The 14,609-nt window shown below is 64.0% G+C and carries 13 protein-coding genes, 1 tRNA gene and 1 pseudogene; 13 read left to right on the top strand and 2 right to left on the bottom strand.

The window, feature by feature from the left end:
• The 8 genes and pseudogenes from fmt to LY284_RS12450 all read left to right on the top strand — a co-directional run bounded on the left by fmt (window position 1) and on the right by LY284_RS12450 (window position 8,167).
• A complete protein-coding gene (gene fmt / locus LY284_RS12485) occupies window positions 1–1,002 on the top strand; it encodes a methionyl-tRNA formyltransferase (RefSeq protein WP_233386383.1) in 1,002 nt (333 codons plus the stop codon).
• A gap of 34 nt (window positions 1,003–1,036) precedes the next feature.
• A pseudogene (locus LY284_RS12480) lies at window positions 1,037–1,680 on the top strand (LysE family translocator).
• Between the two features lie 142 nt (window positions 1,681–1,822).
• Complete coding sequence (gene htpX / locus LY284_RS12475) at window positions 1,823–2,677, top strand: zinc metalloprotease HtpX (protein ID WP_041730039.1); 855 nt, start codon at window positions 1,823–1,825, stop codon at window positions 2,675–2,677.
• A gap of 152 nt (window positions 2,678–2,829) precedes the next feature.
• Window positions 2,830–4,248, top strand: coding sequence for a 16S rRNA (cytosine(967)-C(5))-methyltransferase RsmB (gene rsmB / locus LY284_RS12470; RefSeq protein ID WP_233386381.1), 1,419 nt, complete (start codon window positions 2,830–2,832; stop codon window positions 4,246–4,248).
• A complete protein-coding gene (locus LY284_RS12465; protein ID WP_014190105.1) occupies window positions 4,245–4,841 on the top strand; it encodes a DUF4390 domain-containing protein in 597 nt (198 codons plus the stop codon). The genes rsmB and LY284_RS12465 overlap by 4 nt, the downstream gene beginning before the upstream one ends.
• Before the next feature lie 22 nt (window positions 4,842–4,863).
• Window positions 4,864–7,293 carry a PAS domain-containing sensor histidine kinase gene (locus LY284_RS12460; RefSeq protein WP_255724116.1) on the top strand — a complete coding sequence of 810 codons (2,430 nt, stop codon included), beginning with the start codon at window positions 4,864–4,866 and terminating at the stop codon, window positions 7,291–7,293.
• Window positions 7,294–8,007 carry a response regulator transcription factor EsaR gene (gene esaR, locus LY284_RS12455; protein ID WP_041730041.1) on the top strand — a complete coding sequence of 238 codons (714 nt, stop codon included), beginning with the start codon at window positions 7,294–7,296 and terminating at the stop codon, window positions 8,005–8,007.
• 84 nt (window positions 8,008–8,091) lie between these two features.
• Window positions 8,092–8,167: transfer RNA gene (locus LY284_RS12450), tRNA-Phe, on the top strand.
• 61 nt (window positions 8,168–8,228) lie between these two features.
• Here LY284_RS12450 and LY284_RS12445 read toward each other — a convergent pair.
• Window positions 8,229–9,416, bottom strand: coding sequence for a glycosyl hydrolase (locus LY284_RS12445; protein ID WP_233386377.1), 1,188 nt, complete (start codon window positions 9,414–9,416; stop codon window positions 8,229–8,231).
• Window positions 9,417–9,938: 522 nt separating this feature from the next.
• Between LY284_RS12445 and queC the strand changes: the two genes are divergently transcribed.
• From queC to LY284_RS12420, 5 genes are all read left to right on the top strand, one after another.
• Window positions 9,939–10,673 (top strand): 7-cyano-7-deazaguanine synthase QueC, encoded by a 735-nt coding sequence (gene queC, locus LY284_RS12440; RefSeq protein ID WP_014190109.1) that lies wholly within the window; start codon window positions 9,939–9,941, stop codon window positions 10,671–10,673.
• Window positions 10,674–10,701: 28 nt separating this feature from the next.
• Window positions 10,702–11,334 (top strand): 7-carboxy-7-deazaguanine synthase, encoded by a 633-nt coding sequence (queE, locus tag LY284_RS12435; RefSeq protein WP_014190110.1) that lies wholly within the window; start codon window positions 10,702–10,704, stop codon window positions 11,332–11,334.
• Between the two features lie 6 nt (window positions 11,335–11,340).
• Window positions 11,341–11,787, top strand: a complete 447-nt coding sequence (queD, locus tag LY284_RS12430) for a 6-carboxytetrahydropterin synthase QueD (protein WP_014190111.1) — start codon at window positions 11,341–11,343, stop codon at window positions 11,785–11,787.
• Window positions 11,788–11,971: 184 nt separating this feature from the next.
• Window positions 11,972–12,754: an HpcH/HpaI aldolase/citrate lyase family protein gene (locus tag LY284_RS12425; RefSeq protein WP_014190112.1), complete on the top strand. Its 783-nt coding sequence runs from the start codon at window positions 11,972–11,974 to the stop codon at window positions 12,752–12,754.
• Window positions 12,751–13,431, top strand: coding sequence for a tetratricopeptide repeat protein (locus LY284_RS12420; RefSeq protein WP_041730043.1), 681 nt, complete (start codon window positions 12,751–12,753; stop codon window positions 13,429–13,431). The genes LY284_RS12425 and LY284_RS12420 overlap by 4 nt, the downstream gene beginning before the upstream one ends.
• Before the next feature lie 15 nt (window positions 13,432–13,446).
• Here the strand turns inward: LY284_RS12420 and rodA are convergent, their stop codons facing one another.
• Window positions 13,447–14,595 carry a rod shape-determining protein RodA gene (gene rodA / locus LY284_RS12415; protein WP_014190114.1) on the bottom strand — a complete coding sequence of 383 codons (1,149 nt, stop codon included), beginning with the start codon at window positions 14,593–14,595 and terminating at the stop codon, window positions 13,447–13,449.
• Window positions 14,596–14,609 lie beyond the last annotated feature (14 nt).

The raw sequence follows: 14,609 nt of genomic DNA, 5'->3' as shown, positions 1-14,609 counted from the left end.
ATGACTCAATCGCTGCGCGTGGTTTTCGCCGGTACGCCGGAATTTGCTGCCGCCGCGCTCGCGGCCATTCACGCGGCGGGATTTTCCGTGCCGCTCGTCCTGACGCAGCCGGACCGCCCCGCCGGACGCGGCATGAAACTCACCGCGAGCCCGGTCAAGCGTTTTGCCGTGGAGCACGGCCTGAAGGTCGCGCAGCCCACGTCGCTGCGCCGCGCGGGCAAGTATCCGCAGGAAGCGGCCGAGGCCATCGATTTATTGCGCGACACGCCGCACGACGTCATGGTGGTCGCGGCTTACGGGCTGATCCTGCCGCAGGAAGTGCTCGACATCCCGCCGCGCGGCGCGATCAACATTCACGCGTCGCTGTTGCCGCGCTGGCGTGGCGCGGCGCCGATTCATCGTGCGATCGAAGCGGGCGACGCCGAGACCGGCATCACGCTCATGCAGATGGACGCCGGCCTCGACACCGGCGCGATAATCCGCGAGGCTCGCACGCCGATCCTCGCCGGCGACACCACAGCCACGCTGCACGACCGACTCGCGCAGATGGGCGCGGAACTGATCGTCGCGGCGCTGCGCGATCTCGAACGCGACGGCGCGTTGCCGTCCACGCCGCAGCCCGAAGAAGGCACGACCTACGCCGAAAAGATCGCGAAGCACGAGGCCGCGCTCGACTGGCGCCGCCCGGCGCAAGAACTCGCGCGCCAGGTTCGCGCGTTCGACCCGTTTCCCGGCGCGTTCGGCACGCTCGAGAACACCGCGATCAAAATCTGGTCCGCGCAGCCGGTCGACGGTTCCGGCGCGCCCGGAACGATCGCGGAGGTTTCGCCGGACGGCATCGTCGTGATGTGTGGCGAGGGCGCGCTGAAACTCACGCATCTGCAGAAACCCGGCGGCAAGCGCCTGCCCGTGCGCGAATTTCTCGCGGGCGCGGCGATCGAAAAAGGGCAGCGTTTCGCGCTCGGCGAGTCAGTCCGCGACCGGGGCGCGGCGCTAAAATGAGGCGTCTCGACATAGCGATCGCCTGGAGTTTCCGATGCTCGGCATTACCGGTTTCACCTTCTTTCTCATCGCGGTTTTTCTGCTGAATGTCACGCCCGGCCCCGACACCGCGTATATCGTCGGGCGTAGCGTCGCGCAGGGGCGCGGCGCGGGCATCGTGTCGTCGCTCGGCATTTCGGCGGGCTGCATCGTTCATACGCTTGCGTGCGCCTTCGGGCTGACGGCGATTCTCGCCGCATCGGCGACGGCGTTCACGGTCATCAAGATCGCGGGCGCGATCTATCTGATTTATCTCGGCGTGCGGCTGATCTTCGCGAAACACGACGACGCCGGAACCGCGCGCGAGCAAGCAAGCGACAAAGCCGCACCCAAATCGCTCGGACAGCTTTTCGCGCAAGGCTTCGTCACGAACGTGCTGAACCCGAAAGTCGTGTTGTTCTTCGTGTCGTTTTTCCCGCAATTCGTCGCCGCCGACAGCGAGCACAAAACCCTCGCGTTCCTCGCGCTCGGCGTCGTGTTCATCGCCATGAGCACGGTCTGGAACAGCTTCGTCGCGTGGATCGCGGGCAGTGTCACCGAGCGTTTCGCGGGCAAGTCGGCGTCAAGAAGTGGCTGGATCGCGGCGTCGGCACGGCGTTCGTCGGGCTCGGCATCAAGCTCGCGACGACGCATCGATAAATCGCTTCGAATTGCGTCGGCGCGGATTGAATTATTGACGGATGCCCCTATCTAACATTTTGCTTACAATCGTGGTCCCGGTCATGTCGGCCGGGGCAACCGCGCACTTCGCGCACTGCATTTGAGGAGAGGAGCTCCGGACATGTTCAACTGGGTCAAAACCGCGATGCTGATGGCTGCGATCACGGCCCTCTTTGTCGTGATCGGCGGCATGATCGGCGGATCGAAGGGCATGATGCTCGCGCTGATCATCGCGCTCGGCATGAATTTCTTTTCGTATTGGTTCTCGGACAAGATGGTTCTGCGCATGTACAACGCGCAGGAAGTCGACGAAACCACCGCGCCGCAGTTTTATCGCATGGTGCGCGAGCTCGCCACGCGCGCTCAGTTGCCGATGCCGCGCGTCTATCTGATCAACGAAGACGCGCCGAACGCGTTCGCGACGGGCCGCAATCCGGAACACGCGGCGGTCGCGGCGACCACGGGTATTCTGCGCGTGCTGTCCGAGCGCGAAATGCGCGGCGTGATGGCGCACGAACTGGCGCACGTGAAGCACCGCGACATCCTGATCTCGACCGTCTCGGCGACGATGGCCGGCGCGATCTCCGCGCTCGCGAACTTCGCGATGTTCTTCGGCGGGCGAGACGACGAAGGCCGTCCGGTCAATCCGATCGCGGGCATTTTGCTGGCGATTCTCGCGCCGATTGCGGGCGCGCTGATCCAGATGGCGATTTCCCGCGCGCGCGAATTCGAAGCCGATCGCGGCGGCGCGGAGATTTCGGGCGATCCGCAGGCGCTCGCAAGCGCGCTGGAGAAGATTCACGCGTACGCGAGCGGCGTGCCGTTCCCGACCGCCGAGCAGCACCCGGCGACCGCGCAGATGATGATCATGAATCCGCTGTCGGGCGGCGGCATCGCGAATCTGTTCTCGACGCACCCCGCGACGGAAGAGCGCGTCGCCCGTCTGATGGAGATGGCGCGCACGGGCCGTTTCTAACGCTCGTAACGTCGTCATGAAGGCCGTTCCGGTTGCGCCGGAACGGCCTTTTTCTTGTCCGCCCGCCGCCCGCCGGGGCGCGCAATCCCCGCACGTTACAATTCCCCGTTCGCGCGACTCCGCGCACAGCCGTTGACCGTTTCCGTTTCGCCATGACCGACAAGCCTTCCCGGCGGCCCGCCGCCGCGCATTCCCGCCTGAGCGCGCTGCATGTCGCGCCCGATTCGCTCGCGTTCGCGCTCGACAGCGCGGCGCAAGCCGTGGGCGCGGTGCGCGCGGGCTCGGCGCTGCCGGCGGCGTTGCAGACGGTCGTCGGCACCGGCAAATCCGCGGCGGCGCGCGGCGCGGTTCAGGACATCGCGTATCGCACGATGCGCCGTCTCGCGCTCGCCGATGCGCTCCTCCACAAGCTGGTGAAGAAAGCGCCGCCGCCGCATGTGGCCAACGTCCTCGTCTGCGCGTTCACGCTGCTCGCCGACGACGAAGCGCACGCGGCGTATACGCCGTTCACCGTCGTCGATCAGGCCGTGACCGCGATTGCCGCGCGCCGCGAGTTTGCCTTCGCGAAGGGGCTGGTCAACGCGGTGCTGCGCAATTTCCTGCGCGAGCGCGAGAGCGCGATCGACGAAGCGCGCAAGAACGAAGTCGCGCGCTGGAACTATCCGCAATGGTGGATCGACGCAGTCAGACGCGGCCAGCCCGGCGCCTGGGAGCGCATTCTCGAAGCGGGCAATGCGCAAGGGCCGCTCACGCTGCGCGTGAATGCACGGCATGCCAGCGTCGATGACTATCTGGCGCGTCTGCGCGAGGCGCATATCGAAGCGGACGCGGCGGGCCTGCATGCGGTGCGCCTGAAAACGCCGATGCCCGTCGATCGCATTCCCGGCTTCGAGGAGGGCGTCGTGTCGGTGCAGGATGCGGGCGCGCAACTCGCCGCGCAACTGCTCGCCGCGAAGGACGGCATGCGCGTGCTCGACGCGTGCGCCGCGCCCGGTGGAAAGACGGGCCATATTCTCGAACTCGCGGATGTCGATCTGATCGCGCTCGAAAGCGATGCCGAGCGCTCGGGCCGCATCGCGCAGAACTTGACGCGCCTCAAGCTCGATGCGCGAATCGAAGTCGGCGACGCCGGCGATCCCGCGCAATGGTTCGACGGCGCGCCGTTCGATCGCATTCTCGCGGACGTGCCGTGCTCGGCGTCGGGCATCGTGCGGCGTCATCCGGACATTCGCTGGCTGCGGCGCGCGTCGGACATCGATGCGCTCGTCGCCGAGCAGCGACGCATTGTGAACGCGTTGTGGCCGCTCGTCGCAAAGGGCGGCGAGCTGCTTTACGTGACATGTTCGATCTTTCCCGAGGAGGGCGAAGCGCAGGCACGCTGGTTTGGAACCGCGCATGAAGATGCGGTACGATTGGACGCGCCGGGCCAATTGTTGCCGACAGCGGCGCGCGCGAGCGCGGACGCGGTGCAAGGTTCACCGGACAGTACAAATCTCGCGAGTCCGGACCGGGACGCGGAAATCTTCGCGGACCACGACGGATTCTTCTACGCGCGCTTTCAGAAACGGTGACGATCAAACGCTTTTTTCCGCTTCGGCTCGCGGCCGTCATCTGGACTGCGCTGACGCTCTGGCTTACCTTCGCCACAGCCGAACCGGCGTTTGCCGAGACGATCGCCGTGCAGCGCGCGTCTTTGCAGGCCGACAATGCCGGCTGGAGTCTCGACGCGCATTTCGACTTCGATCTCAACAGCAGTCTCGAAGAAGCCGTGAACCGCAGCGTGCCGCTCTATTTCACCATCGACTTTGCGCTGTCGCGGCCGCGCTGGTATTGGTTCGACGAAGAGCCGGTCAACGTGTCGCAGAGCATCCGGCTTTCCTATCAGCCGCTGACGAACGAATATCGCGTGTCCACGGGCGGCCTTCAGTTGCGTTTCGCCTCGCTCAACGAGGCGCTCGCGGTCATCCGGCACGTGACTTCGTGGCACGTCATCGACCGCAATCAGGTGCATGGCGGAGAAACCTATACCGCATCGGTGCGCATGCAGCTCGACATCGCATTGATGCCCAAGCCGTTCCAGATCGATGCGGTGAACAACCGCGACTGGAACCTTTCCTCGGACTGGAAGCGTTTTACATTTACGGCGGCGGAACGTGCGAAATAGATTTCGACGCGGCCGCACGGACATGAAAAGTTTCGTTGTCCGGCTGCTCGTCTCCACGGTTGCGCTCACGGCGGTTCTGCTGCTCGTGATGCTCGCGCTCGCGAGCGCGAACACCGAGTTCTTCGACCGCTATTACGGCTGGCTCTACGCGGCGAACGTGGCGGTGGCGATCGTGTTCATGCTGATCGTCATCAGCCTGGTCGTGATCATCGTGACACGGGTGAGGCAAGGGCGCTTCGGAACGCGATTGCTGGCGAAGCTCGCGCTCATCTTCGCGCTCGTCGGCGTGGTGCCGGGCGCGATCATCTATGTGGTTTCGTATCAGTTCGTGTCGCGCAGCATCGAATCGTGGTTCGACGTGAACGTGGAAACCGCGCTCACGTCGGGCCTCACGCTCGGCCGCGGCATGCTCGAAACCTCGCTCGCCGACTTCAAGAACCGCGGCCGGCAGATGAGCGAGCAGCTCGCGAGCGCCGATCCATCGAGCCTCACGCTTTCGCTGCTGCGCTTGCGCGATCAGTACGGCGTGCAGGATGCCGTCGTGTTCGAGCGTCCGCGCGATCAGTACAACCGCGAGGATCTGTCGTCGAACAACGGCTTGCAGCGCGGTACGGGCTTGCGCACGGTGGCGCAGGCGTCGGGCAATTACTACGCGCTCCTGCCGACCAACGAGCCGACCAGCACGATGCTCAAGGAGGCGCAGGATCATCCGTATGGCGCGATCGAAGGCGAGATAGACGGCGATCCGAAATCGAACGGGCCGAAGGGCGCGCTGCGATTACGCGTGGTCACGAAGATTCCCGATCCGACGACAACGACCGAGTTTCAGCACGTCGACCGCTTCCTGCAGATCGAGCAGCCGGTGAGCCAGGAGCTCGCGCGCAATGCCGATGCCGTGCAGCGCGCGTATCGCGAGTATCAGGAGAAGCGGCTCGGGCGCACGGGCTTGCGCAAGATGTATATCGGCACGCTGACGCTCGCGCTCTTTCTCGCGACCTTCATCGCCATGATGCTTGCGCTCGCACTCGGCAATCAGCTCGCGCGCCCGCTGTTCCTGCTCGCGCAGGGCACGAAGGAAGTGGCTGAAGGCGACTACACGCCCAAACGGGAGATCAATTCGCGCGACGAACTCGGCTTTCTCACGCAGTCGTTCAATGCGATGACGCGCCAGCTATCCGAGGCGCGCGCGGCGGTCGAGAACAATCGCATCGCGCTCGAGCATTCGAAGGCGTATCTGGAAAGCATTCTCGCGAACCTCACGGCGGGCGTGTTCGTGTTCGACCGGCAGTTCCGCCTCGCCACGGCGAATCGCGGAGCGGAGCGCATCTTCCGCCAGCCGTTCGGCGCGCTGGTCAATCAGCCGCTCGATCATATCGATGTCCTCTCGGAATTCGGCGCGATGGTGAAAAAGGCGTTCGCCGAGCGCGATGCGGCATCGAGCGGCTCGGATCATCCGGTCGGCGATCGCGGCCACTGGCAACAGCAGGTCGCGGTGACCGTGCCGGGCGAGAACGATCCGCTCACGCTGCTCGTGCGCGGCACGCAATTGCTGAGCGTGACCGAGAGCGACTCCGAAGATGCGGAGACGACCGGCTACGTCGTCGTGTTCGATGACATTTCCGACGTCATCTCCGCGCAGCGCTCGGTCGCGTGGGGCGAAGTCGCGCGGCGTCTCGCGCACGAGATCAAGAATCCGCTCACGCCCATTCAGCTTTCGGCGGAGCGCCTGCAGATGAAGCTCGCTGACAAACTCGCGCCGACGGACGCCGAGGTGCTCAAGCGCGCGTCGACGACCATCGTCAATCAGGTGCAGGCGATGAAGCAGATGGTCGACGATTTCCGCGAATACGCGCGCACGCCGCCCGCTGTGCTCGGCAATCTGCAACTGAACGAGCTCGTGGGCGAAGTGCTGACGCTTTACGGCATCGAGGACGGCAAGACGCCGATCAAGGTCGATCTCGCGAAGCTGCCGGTGATTCGCGGCGACGCGACGCAGATTCGCCAGGTCATCCACAACCTGCTTCAGAACGCGCAGGACGCGGTGGCGGATGTCGCGGAGCCGCGCGTGCTCCTCGAAACGAGGACAGTAGAATATGGCGAGCCCGATGCTTCGGGTCATGCGCGCGTCGCGGTTCGCCTGACGGTCTCGGACAACGGCACGGGCTTTCCGGCGCGTATCCTTTCGCGGGCTTTCGAGCCTTACGTGACGACGAAAGCGAAGGGCACGGGTCTGGGACTTGCAACGGTGAAGAAGATCGTCGACGAGCATGGCGCGCGCATCGACATACGCAACCGCTCGAAGACAGCGGATGTGATCGAAGGGGCGCAGATATCGATTCTGTTTCTACAACTCGCGGACGATACCGCAGCGCCCGGCGCGACGCCGCCGGGGGCCGGTGCAGCGGGGAATCACGGAACGACAAAAGCAACAGTGCAGACAAGGGCAGCGTAAATGGCAACCATCCTGGTGGTAGACGATGAAATGGGGATCCGGGAACTGCTCTCCGAGATCCTGAGCGATGAAGGTCACGTTGTGGAAGTGGCGGAGAACGCGCAGCATGCGCGCGACTACCGTCTGCAGCAGACGCCCGATCTCGTATTGCTCGACATCTGGATGCCCGACACCGATGGCGTGACCCTGCTCAAAGAGTGGGCCGCGCAGGGCAAGCTCACGATGCCGGTGATCATGATGTCGGGCCACGCGACCATCGACACGGCGGTCGAAGCGACGAAGATCGGCGCGCTCAACTTTCTCGAGAAGCCCATCGCGCTGCAAAAGCTGCTGAAGGCGGTCGAGCAGGGGCTCGCGCACGGCACCGCGCCGGCGCCCGTGGCCGCGGCTGCGAAGCCGCCGGCGAGCGCGAGCGCATCGGGCGTGCCCGTGGCGGCTGCATTGCCGATGGCGTCGTCGCTGAACGCGTCCGGCGATGCGGCTGCGAGCGGCGCGGCGCAGAATCAGGCGGGACAGACGGCGTCCATCTCATTCGATATCCCGTTGCGCGATGCGCGCGACGCGTTTGAGCGCGCGTACTTCGAGTATCACCTCGCGCGCGAGAACGGCAGCATGACGCGCGTCGCGGAAAAGACGGGACTGGAGCGCACGCACTTGTATCGCAAGCTCAAGCAACTGGGCGTCGATCTCGGCAAGAACAAGAGCGAGGTCTGACGGCGTCTTCGACTATTCTGCAGAAAAATGCGCAGAGGGGCTTGAGGGGCGCGATAGTCTCTGCTATAGTTTCACCTCTTCGTTGGCCCGGTAGCTCAGTTGGTAGAGCAGCGGATTGAAAATCCGCGTGTCGGTGGTTCGATTCCGCCCCAGGCCACCAGAATGCAAGAAGCCCGAGAGTGTTATCGCTCTCGGGCTTTTTCTTTTTCCGCGATCCAGTCTCACTTCGGATTCGCCGCGACAAAGTTCTTGAACGCCGTGTACGCAGCCTTTTCCGTCTTGCCGTCGTTCTTCACGAGGCCGTAGCTGCCTTCGCCGTCCGACGGATCATCGTAAAGCTGATACACCTGAATGGCCTGCACGTCGTACTGCGAAGCCAACGACACGAACTGCGCCATCATCCGGTTTCCGACCATGTACGACGCGATTTGCTGATCGCTGCCGTGCCACGGACGCACACCGACCTCCGTCAGCCAGATCGGCTTGCCGAAGCGCTGCAGGACGCGAAGCACGTTGTGGCAACCGGTGCCGCCACAAGCGTTGGTGATGTCGCCTTGTTCCGAATACCAGTGCCATGCGGTGATGTCCCACATCACCACCGGATGACCGCCTGATCCGTCGGGCTGCGTGCCTGCCGCGAGCATCTGATCGAAGCTATAGTGCAGCCAGGTTTCGCCGCCCAGGATGATCTTGCCCGATGTGTCCACCGACTTGATGCCCGCGATCAACCCGCGGATCGCGCCGCGCGCCTTCTGAAAGATGGCGTTGTCGTAGTGTTCCGGATAGACGCCGTCCACGTTGCCGAGCAGTGCGCCGTTGCTGGAGCCGAGTTCGTTCGCGACCTCGTAGTAGGGATAGCGGTATGACTGCGCCGTTTGACGGCCGAGCGCGTAGCCCGCGTCATAAGCGTCGGACTCGCTGTCGAAGTCCGTGCCGACCAGCAGGACGGGGAACACGGTCACGCCGCCCGCGGCCATCATCTTCGCGATGCCGGCGAGCTTGTTCACCGATGCCCGGTTGTACACCTCGTTCCGATACAGCTTCACGCCCAGATTCTGCAATTGGGCAAGCTGTAGCGCCGGGCTCGAGATGTCGTATGCGCCGCCGCCGTTGTTGTGGCCGTTCGCACCGTAGAAGATGCCAGGCGACGTCGATGTCTTGTCACTTGAAGCAGGGGCGCTGCTGGCCGCGACGGGGCTGCTTGCGGCGGTGGCGTCGTTCGTGGGCGTTTCGGTCGTTTTCGTGCTGCTTGCGGCGGTCGCTTCGCTGGCCGAGACGGCGTTGCCCGGTGCGCTTGCTTCCACATTCGTGGTGGCGTTCGGAGCATCCTTGCCGCCGCCGCAGGCGGCGAGAAAAATGAGGGCAGCGAACACGCCGCCGATCAGCGCGACTTTCGGTGCTGAATTCATTCGGATGCCGAAGAATGATGTTTCCGACCGCAGGAGACGTGGCGCGAAGGCAGGCCGCTGAGCGTGCATGCCACCGAAACAAATTACCGATTTATTTCGCCAAAACGAGCAATATTTTCTGAAATTGGCGTCAACGCGCATAGGCTACTATCGGTCAGACGAAAACCAGAAACTGCTTCGTGAAATTCGCCGGTATCGCCGATGAAATGATCGACTCCCGCCACTCGCGCAGCGCTCAGCGAACAACCGTGCCCCGTGATAAAATTCGCGCCGAATTAAGGACTTGCCTCGTCCTCGGACCCGCAAGTCCTTTTCTTTTCGACGCTCCGAAACGCGTGCGCGACGCGCCGCTGTCCCGCTATCGGCGGCATAAGAGGCGTGCGCGTCCGGGCGAAGGCCGCCGGCCTATACTGGACTCGCGGGCATTGCCGCCCGCGTCGCCGCTCATTGCGAAGTCCGGTCGCTCCGACTGCCTGTGCGGCGCGCGACGCCATCTCATTCACGGAGTACGGAGTTTTCACGGTGACTCGTATAGACGCTAAAGACAGCGCGCTCGTGCTGTTCTCCGGCGGCCAGGACTCGGCCACGTGCCTCGCCTGGGCGCTCGAACGCTACAGAACGGTCGAGACGCTCGGCTTCGATTACGGACAGCGGCATCGCGTGGAACTGGAATGCCGCGACGGCTTTCGTGCCGCGATCGCGCGCGAATTTCCGCGGTGGGCCGAGCGTCTGGGCGAAGATCACATGATCGATCTCTCCGTGCTCGGCGCGATCAGCGATACCGCGATGACACGCGAGATCGAAATCCAGGCGACGGCGAGCGGCTTGCCCAACACCTTCGTGCCGGGCCGCAACCTGCTGTTCATGACGATCGCCGCCGCACTGGCGTATCGGCGTGGTTTGAAGGTGCTGGTCGGCGGCATGTGCGAGACGGATTTTTCCGGCTACCCCGATTGCCGCGACGACACCATGAAAGCGCTGCAAGTCGCGCTCAATCTCGGCATGGAAACGCGCTACGCGCTGGAAACGCCGCTCATGTGGCTCGACAAGGCCGATACGTGGCGGCTCGCGGAAGCGCTCGGCGGCGAAGCGCTCGTCGAGTTGGTCCGCGTCGAAACGCATACGTGTTATGTCGGCGAGCGCGCGGAGTTGCATGACTGGGGCTTCGGCTGCGGCCAGTGCCCGGCATGCAAACTGCGCAAACGAGGTTTCGAGGCGTATCGCGCGGGCGAGCAGGTCGACGTCGCGCCGGTTTGATTTTTTATTCGAGGTTCACAGAGCAGTCATGACGTACGCGGTAAAGGAAATCTTCTATACGCTGCAGGGCGAAGGCGCCAATGCCGGTCGTCCGGCCGTGTTCTGCCGTTTCGCGGGCTGCAATCTGTGGTCGGGTCGCGAGGAAGATCGCGCGGACGCCGTCTGCCAGTTCTGCGATACCGATTTCGTCGGCACCGATGGTGAGAACGGCGGCAAGTACAAGACGCCGGCGGAACTCGTCGCGAAAATCGCGTCGTTGTGGCCAGAAGGCGCGGCCCACAAATTCGTCGTGTGTACGGGCGGCGAGCCGATGCTGCAGATCGATCAGCCTTTCGTCGACGCGCTGCACGAAGCCGGCTTCGAAATGGCGATCGAAACGAACGGCTCGCTGCCGGTTCTCGAAAGCATCGACTGGATTTGCGTGAGCCCGAAGGCCGACGCGCCGCTCGTCGTGACGAAAGGCAACGAACTGAAGGTCGTGGTGCCGCAAGACAACCAGCGCCTCGCGGAGTACGAAAAGCTCGACTTCGACTACTTCCTCGTCCAGCCGATGGACGGCCCCTCGCGCGACATCAACACGAAGCTCGCGATCGACTGGTGCAAGCGGCATCCCAAGTGGCGCCTGTCGATGCAGACGCACAAATATCTGAACATCCCCTGAACCGCCGTGCAGACGATTACCCGAAAACTCGAATTCGACGCGGGCCACCGCATCCCCGATCACCGCAGCCAGTGCCGCAACCTGCACGGGCATCGCTACGTGCTCGAGATCACGTTGCAAGGCGATCTCGTCGATGTGGAAGGCGCGCCCGACCGCGGCATGGTGATGGACTTCGCCGACGTGAAAGCGCTCGCCATGGAGCATCTCGTCAACAAGTGGGATCATGCGTTTATCGTCTATGAAGGCGATGTCAAAGTGCGCGAATTCCTCCAAACGCTCTCGGACCACAAAACCGTCGTGCTGGACCGGATTCCGACCGTCGAGAATCTGGCGGCCGTCGCGTTCGACATTCTGGCCGACGTCTACGACGCCCACTACGGCGTCAATCTCAAGCTGAAGCGCCTGCGTCTGTACGAAACGCCGAACTGCTGGGCCGACGTCGAGCGCGGCTGATTGTTTCGACGCGCGCGGCCCGGTCACGTCCGGCGCGCGCGCTTTTGTCACGGTATGATCGTCCGATGAGTCGCCCGTCATTCGCGGCGACGAGCCACGGAGCGCGCATGCCGTCTTCTCTTCCGTCGTTCCCCTTGCCGCGGCTGCGCGCGGTCATCCTTCAACCCGCCGAAGGAGCCGCGCGATGAGCACATTCACCAATCCCCTCAAGCAGCGTTTTTCCGAGTCCGGCACGTTGTTCGGCCTGTGGCTTTCGCTCGGCAGCGCCGATGCCGCCGAAGCGCTCGCGCACGCGGGCTTCGACTGGCTGTGCATCGACATGGAGCACTCGCCGAACGATAGCGCCGACGTCGTCGCGCAGTTGCGTGCGATCGCTGCCGCGCATCTGCCGAGCGAGCCGATCGTGCGCGTGCCGGCCAACGAAGGCTGGCTCGTGAAGCGCGCGCTCGACGCGGGCGCGCGCACGTTGATGTTTCCCAACGTGCAGTCGGCGCAAGAGGCGGCGCGTATCGTCCGGCTCACGCAATATCCGACCGAGGCCGCGCTGCATGGCTTGCGCGGCGTCGCGGGCGCGGTGCGCGCCGCGGCATACGGAATGCGCCGCGACTACATGGCGAGCGCGAATGCGCAAATCGCGACCATCGTGCAGATCGAATCGGTGGCGGCGCTCGAAGCCGTCGATGAAATCGCCGCAACGCCGGGCGTCGATTGCCTGTTCATCGGGCCGGCGGATCTCGCGGCGAGCCTCGGCCATCTCGGCGATGCGAAGCATCCGGACGTGCAGGCGGCGATCGACAAGATCGTCGCTGCGGCGAATCGCGCGGGCATCGCGAGCGGCATTTTCGCGCTCGATGCGGCGAGCGCGAAGCAATACGCGCAGGCGGGCATCAAGCTCGTCGCGATCGCTGCGGATGTGATGTGGCTTTTAAAGGCGACGCGTCAGGCGTTGCAGGAGGCGAGATCATGAAAACCGCCATTGCGTCGACGATCGCGGCGGCGATCCTGTCGATATCGATCGGCGCGGCTCACGCCGACAACGCGCCGAAACCGACGGACATCGCGACGCAGAACGCCGTCGCCGACTACAACGCGGGCAATCTCGTCGCGGCGCGCTCGGAGTTTCGCCGCGCGGCGCAACGGGGCAGCCGGCTCGCGGAATTCAATTACGCGATGATGCTCTTGAACGGCGAAGGTGGCCCCACGGATATCGACGAAGGCAAGAAGTGGTTGCGCCGCGCTGCCGACGCCAACATGACGCATGCGCAATACGTGTACGGCAAGATGTACGACGACGGTCAGTTCGTCGAGAAAGACCCGGCGGAGGCGCATCGCTGGTTTCTGCGCGCGGCGAATCAGGGACACGTGCAGGCCGAACTCGCGCTCGCGAATCAGTTTCTCGACGGACGCGGCACGGCGCGCGACAACACGCAGGCGTTCGCCTGGTACAAGAAGGCGGCGGAAGGCGGCGACATGACGGCGCAATACGTCGCCGGTTCGTTCTACGAGCGCGGCGGCGACGGCGTCGAGCGTAATTTGAATGTCGCGCGCGCGTATTACGCCGCGGCTGCCGCGCAGGGCGATCCGGCGGCGAAGCTCAAGTACCTGCAACTGAGCGCGGAACTGGAAAACAAGAAGCCGCAGTAACGGCGCGAAGACGCGCTAACTCTGCATCAGCCGTTTCTGGCGCGCGACGCTCATGATGAGCCCGACCGCGATGCCGAGCGTCGTCAACGCCGTGCCGCCGTAGCTCATGAACGGCAGCGGCACGCCGACCACGGGCAGAATTCCGCTCACCATGCCGATGTTCACGAACGCGTAAGTGAAGAACGCGAGCGTGAGCGATCCGGCCAGCAATCGCCCGAAGAGGCTCGCGCCGTTTGCCGCGATGTAAAGTCCGCGCGCAATCAGCGCCATATAGAGGAACAGCAGCACCAGTCCGCCCGTCAACCCGAACTCCTCGGAAAAGACGGCGAAGATAAAGTCCGTGTGCTTCTCGGGGATGAATTCGAGGTGCGCCTGCGTGCCTTGCAGCCAGCCTTTGCCGAACGTGCCGCCGGAGCCGATTGCGATCACCGCCTGAATCGTGTGGAAGCCCTTGCCGAGCGGGTCGGAAGTCGGATCGAGCAGCGTGCAGATGCGATGCTTCTGATAGTCGTGCATCATCGGCCAGACAACGTCCGGCTGGCAGATTTTGTCCTGGAAGATCGCGATACCAGCCACCGCGACGACCGCGACCATGAGCACCGGCAGAATCAGCTTGAAACTGAGTCCAGCGAAGTAGATGACGAACATGCCCGCGGCGAACACCAGCACCGCGGTGCCCAGATCCGGCTGTTTCGCGATCAGGCCGACGGGCAGCATCAGAATCAGAAAGCCGACAACGTAATCCCACCAGCGAATGTTGCTTTCGCGCTTCTGGTAGTACCACGCGAGCATCAGCGGCATCGCGATCTTCATCAGCTCGGACGGCTGAATCACTACGCCGACGTTGAGCCAGCGTTTCGCGCCCTTACGCGTCAGCCCGAACGCGGCGACCGCGATCAGCAGCGCCACGCCGACCGTGTAGAGCGGCACCGCGAAGCGCATCAGCGTTTGCGGCGGAATGTTGGCGAGCACCCACATCAGCCCGAAGGTCAGCATGATGTTGCGCAGTTGATCCTCGACGCGCCCCGGCATGTCGAGACTCGCGCTGTACAGCGTCACGATGCCGACGCCGAGCAGCAGAAAGACGATGAGCGCAAGCGGTTTGTCGAAGCCCGCGAACATGCGCTTGGCGCGGTCGATGAGCTCGCGCTTGTCGAGTTGCATGTGCAATTGCATGG

Source organism: Caballeronia sp. PC1 (genome assembly GCF_021353155.1).
In the GTDB taxonomy this organism is placed as follows: Bacteria; Pseudomonadota; Gammaproteobacteria; order Burkholderiales; family Burkholderiaceae; genus Caballeronia; species Caballeronia cordobensis.
The sequence above is the reverse complement of the archived record's forward strand: the minus strand, read 5'-3'. Positions and strand labels throughout refer to the sequence as shown.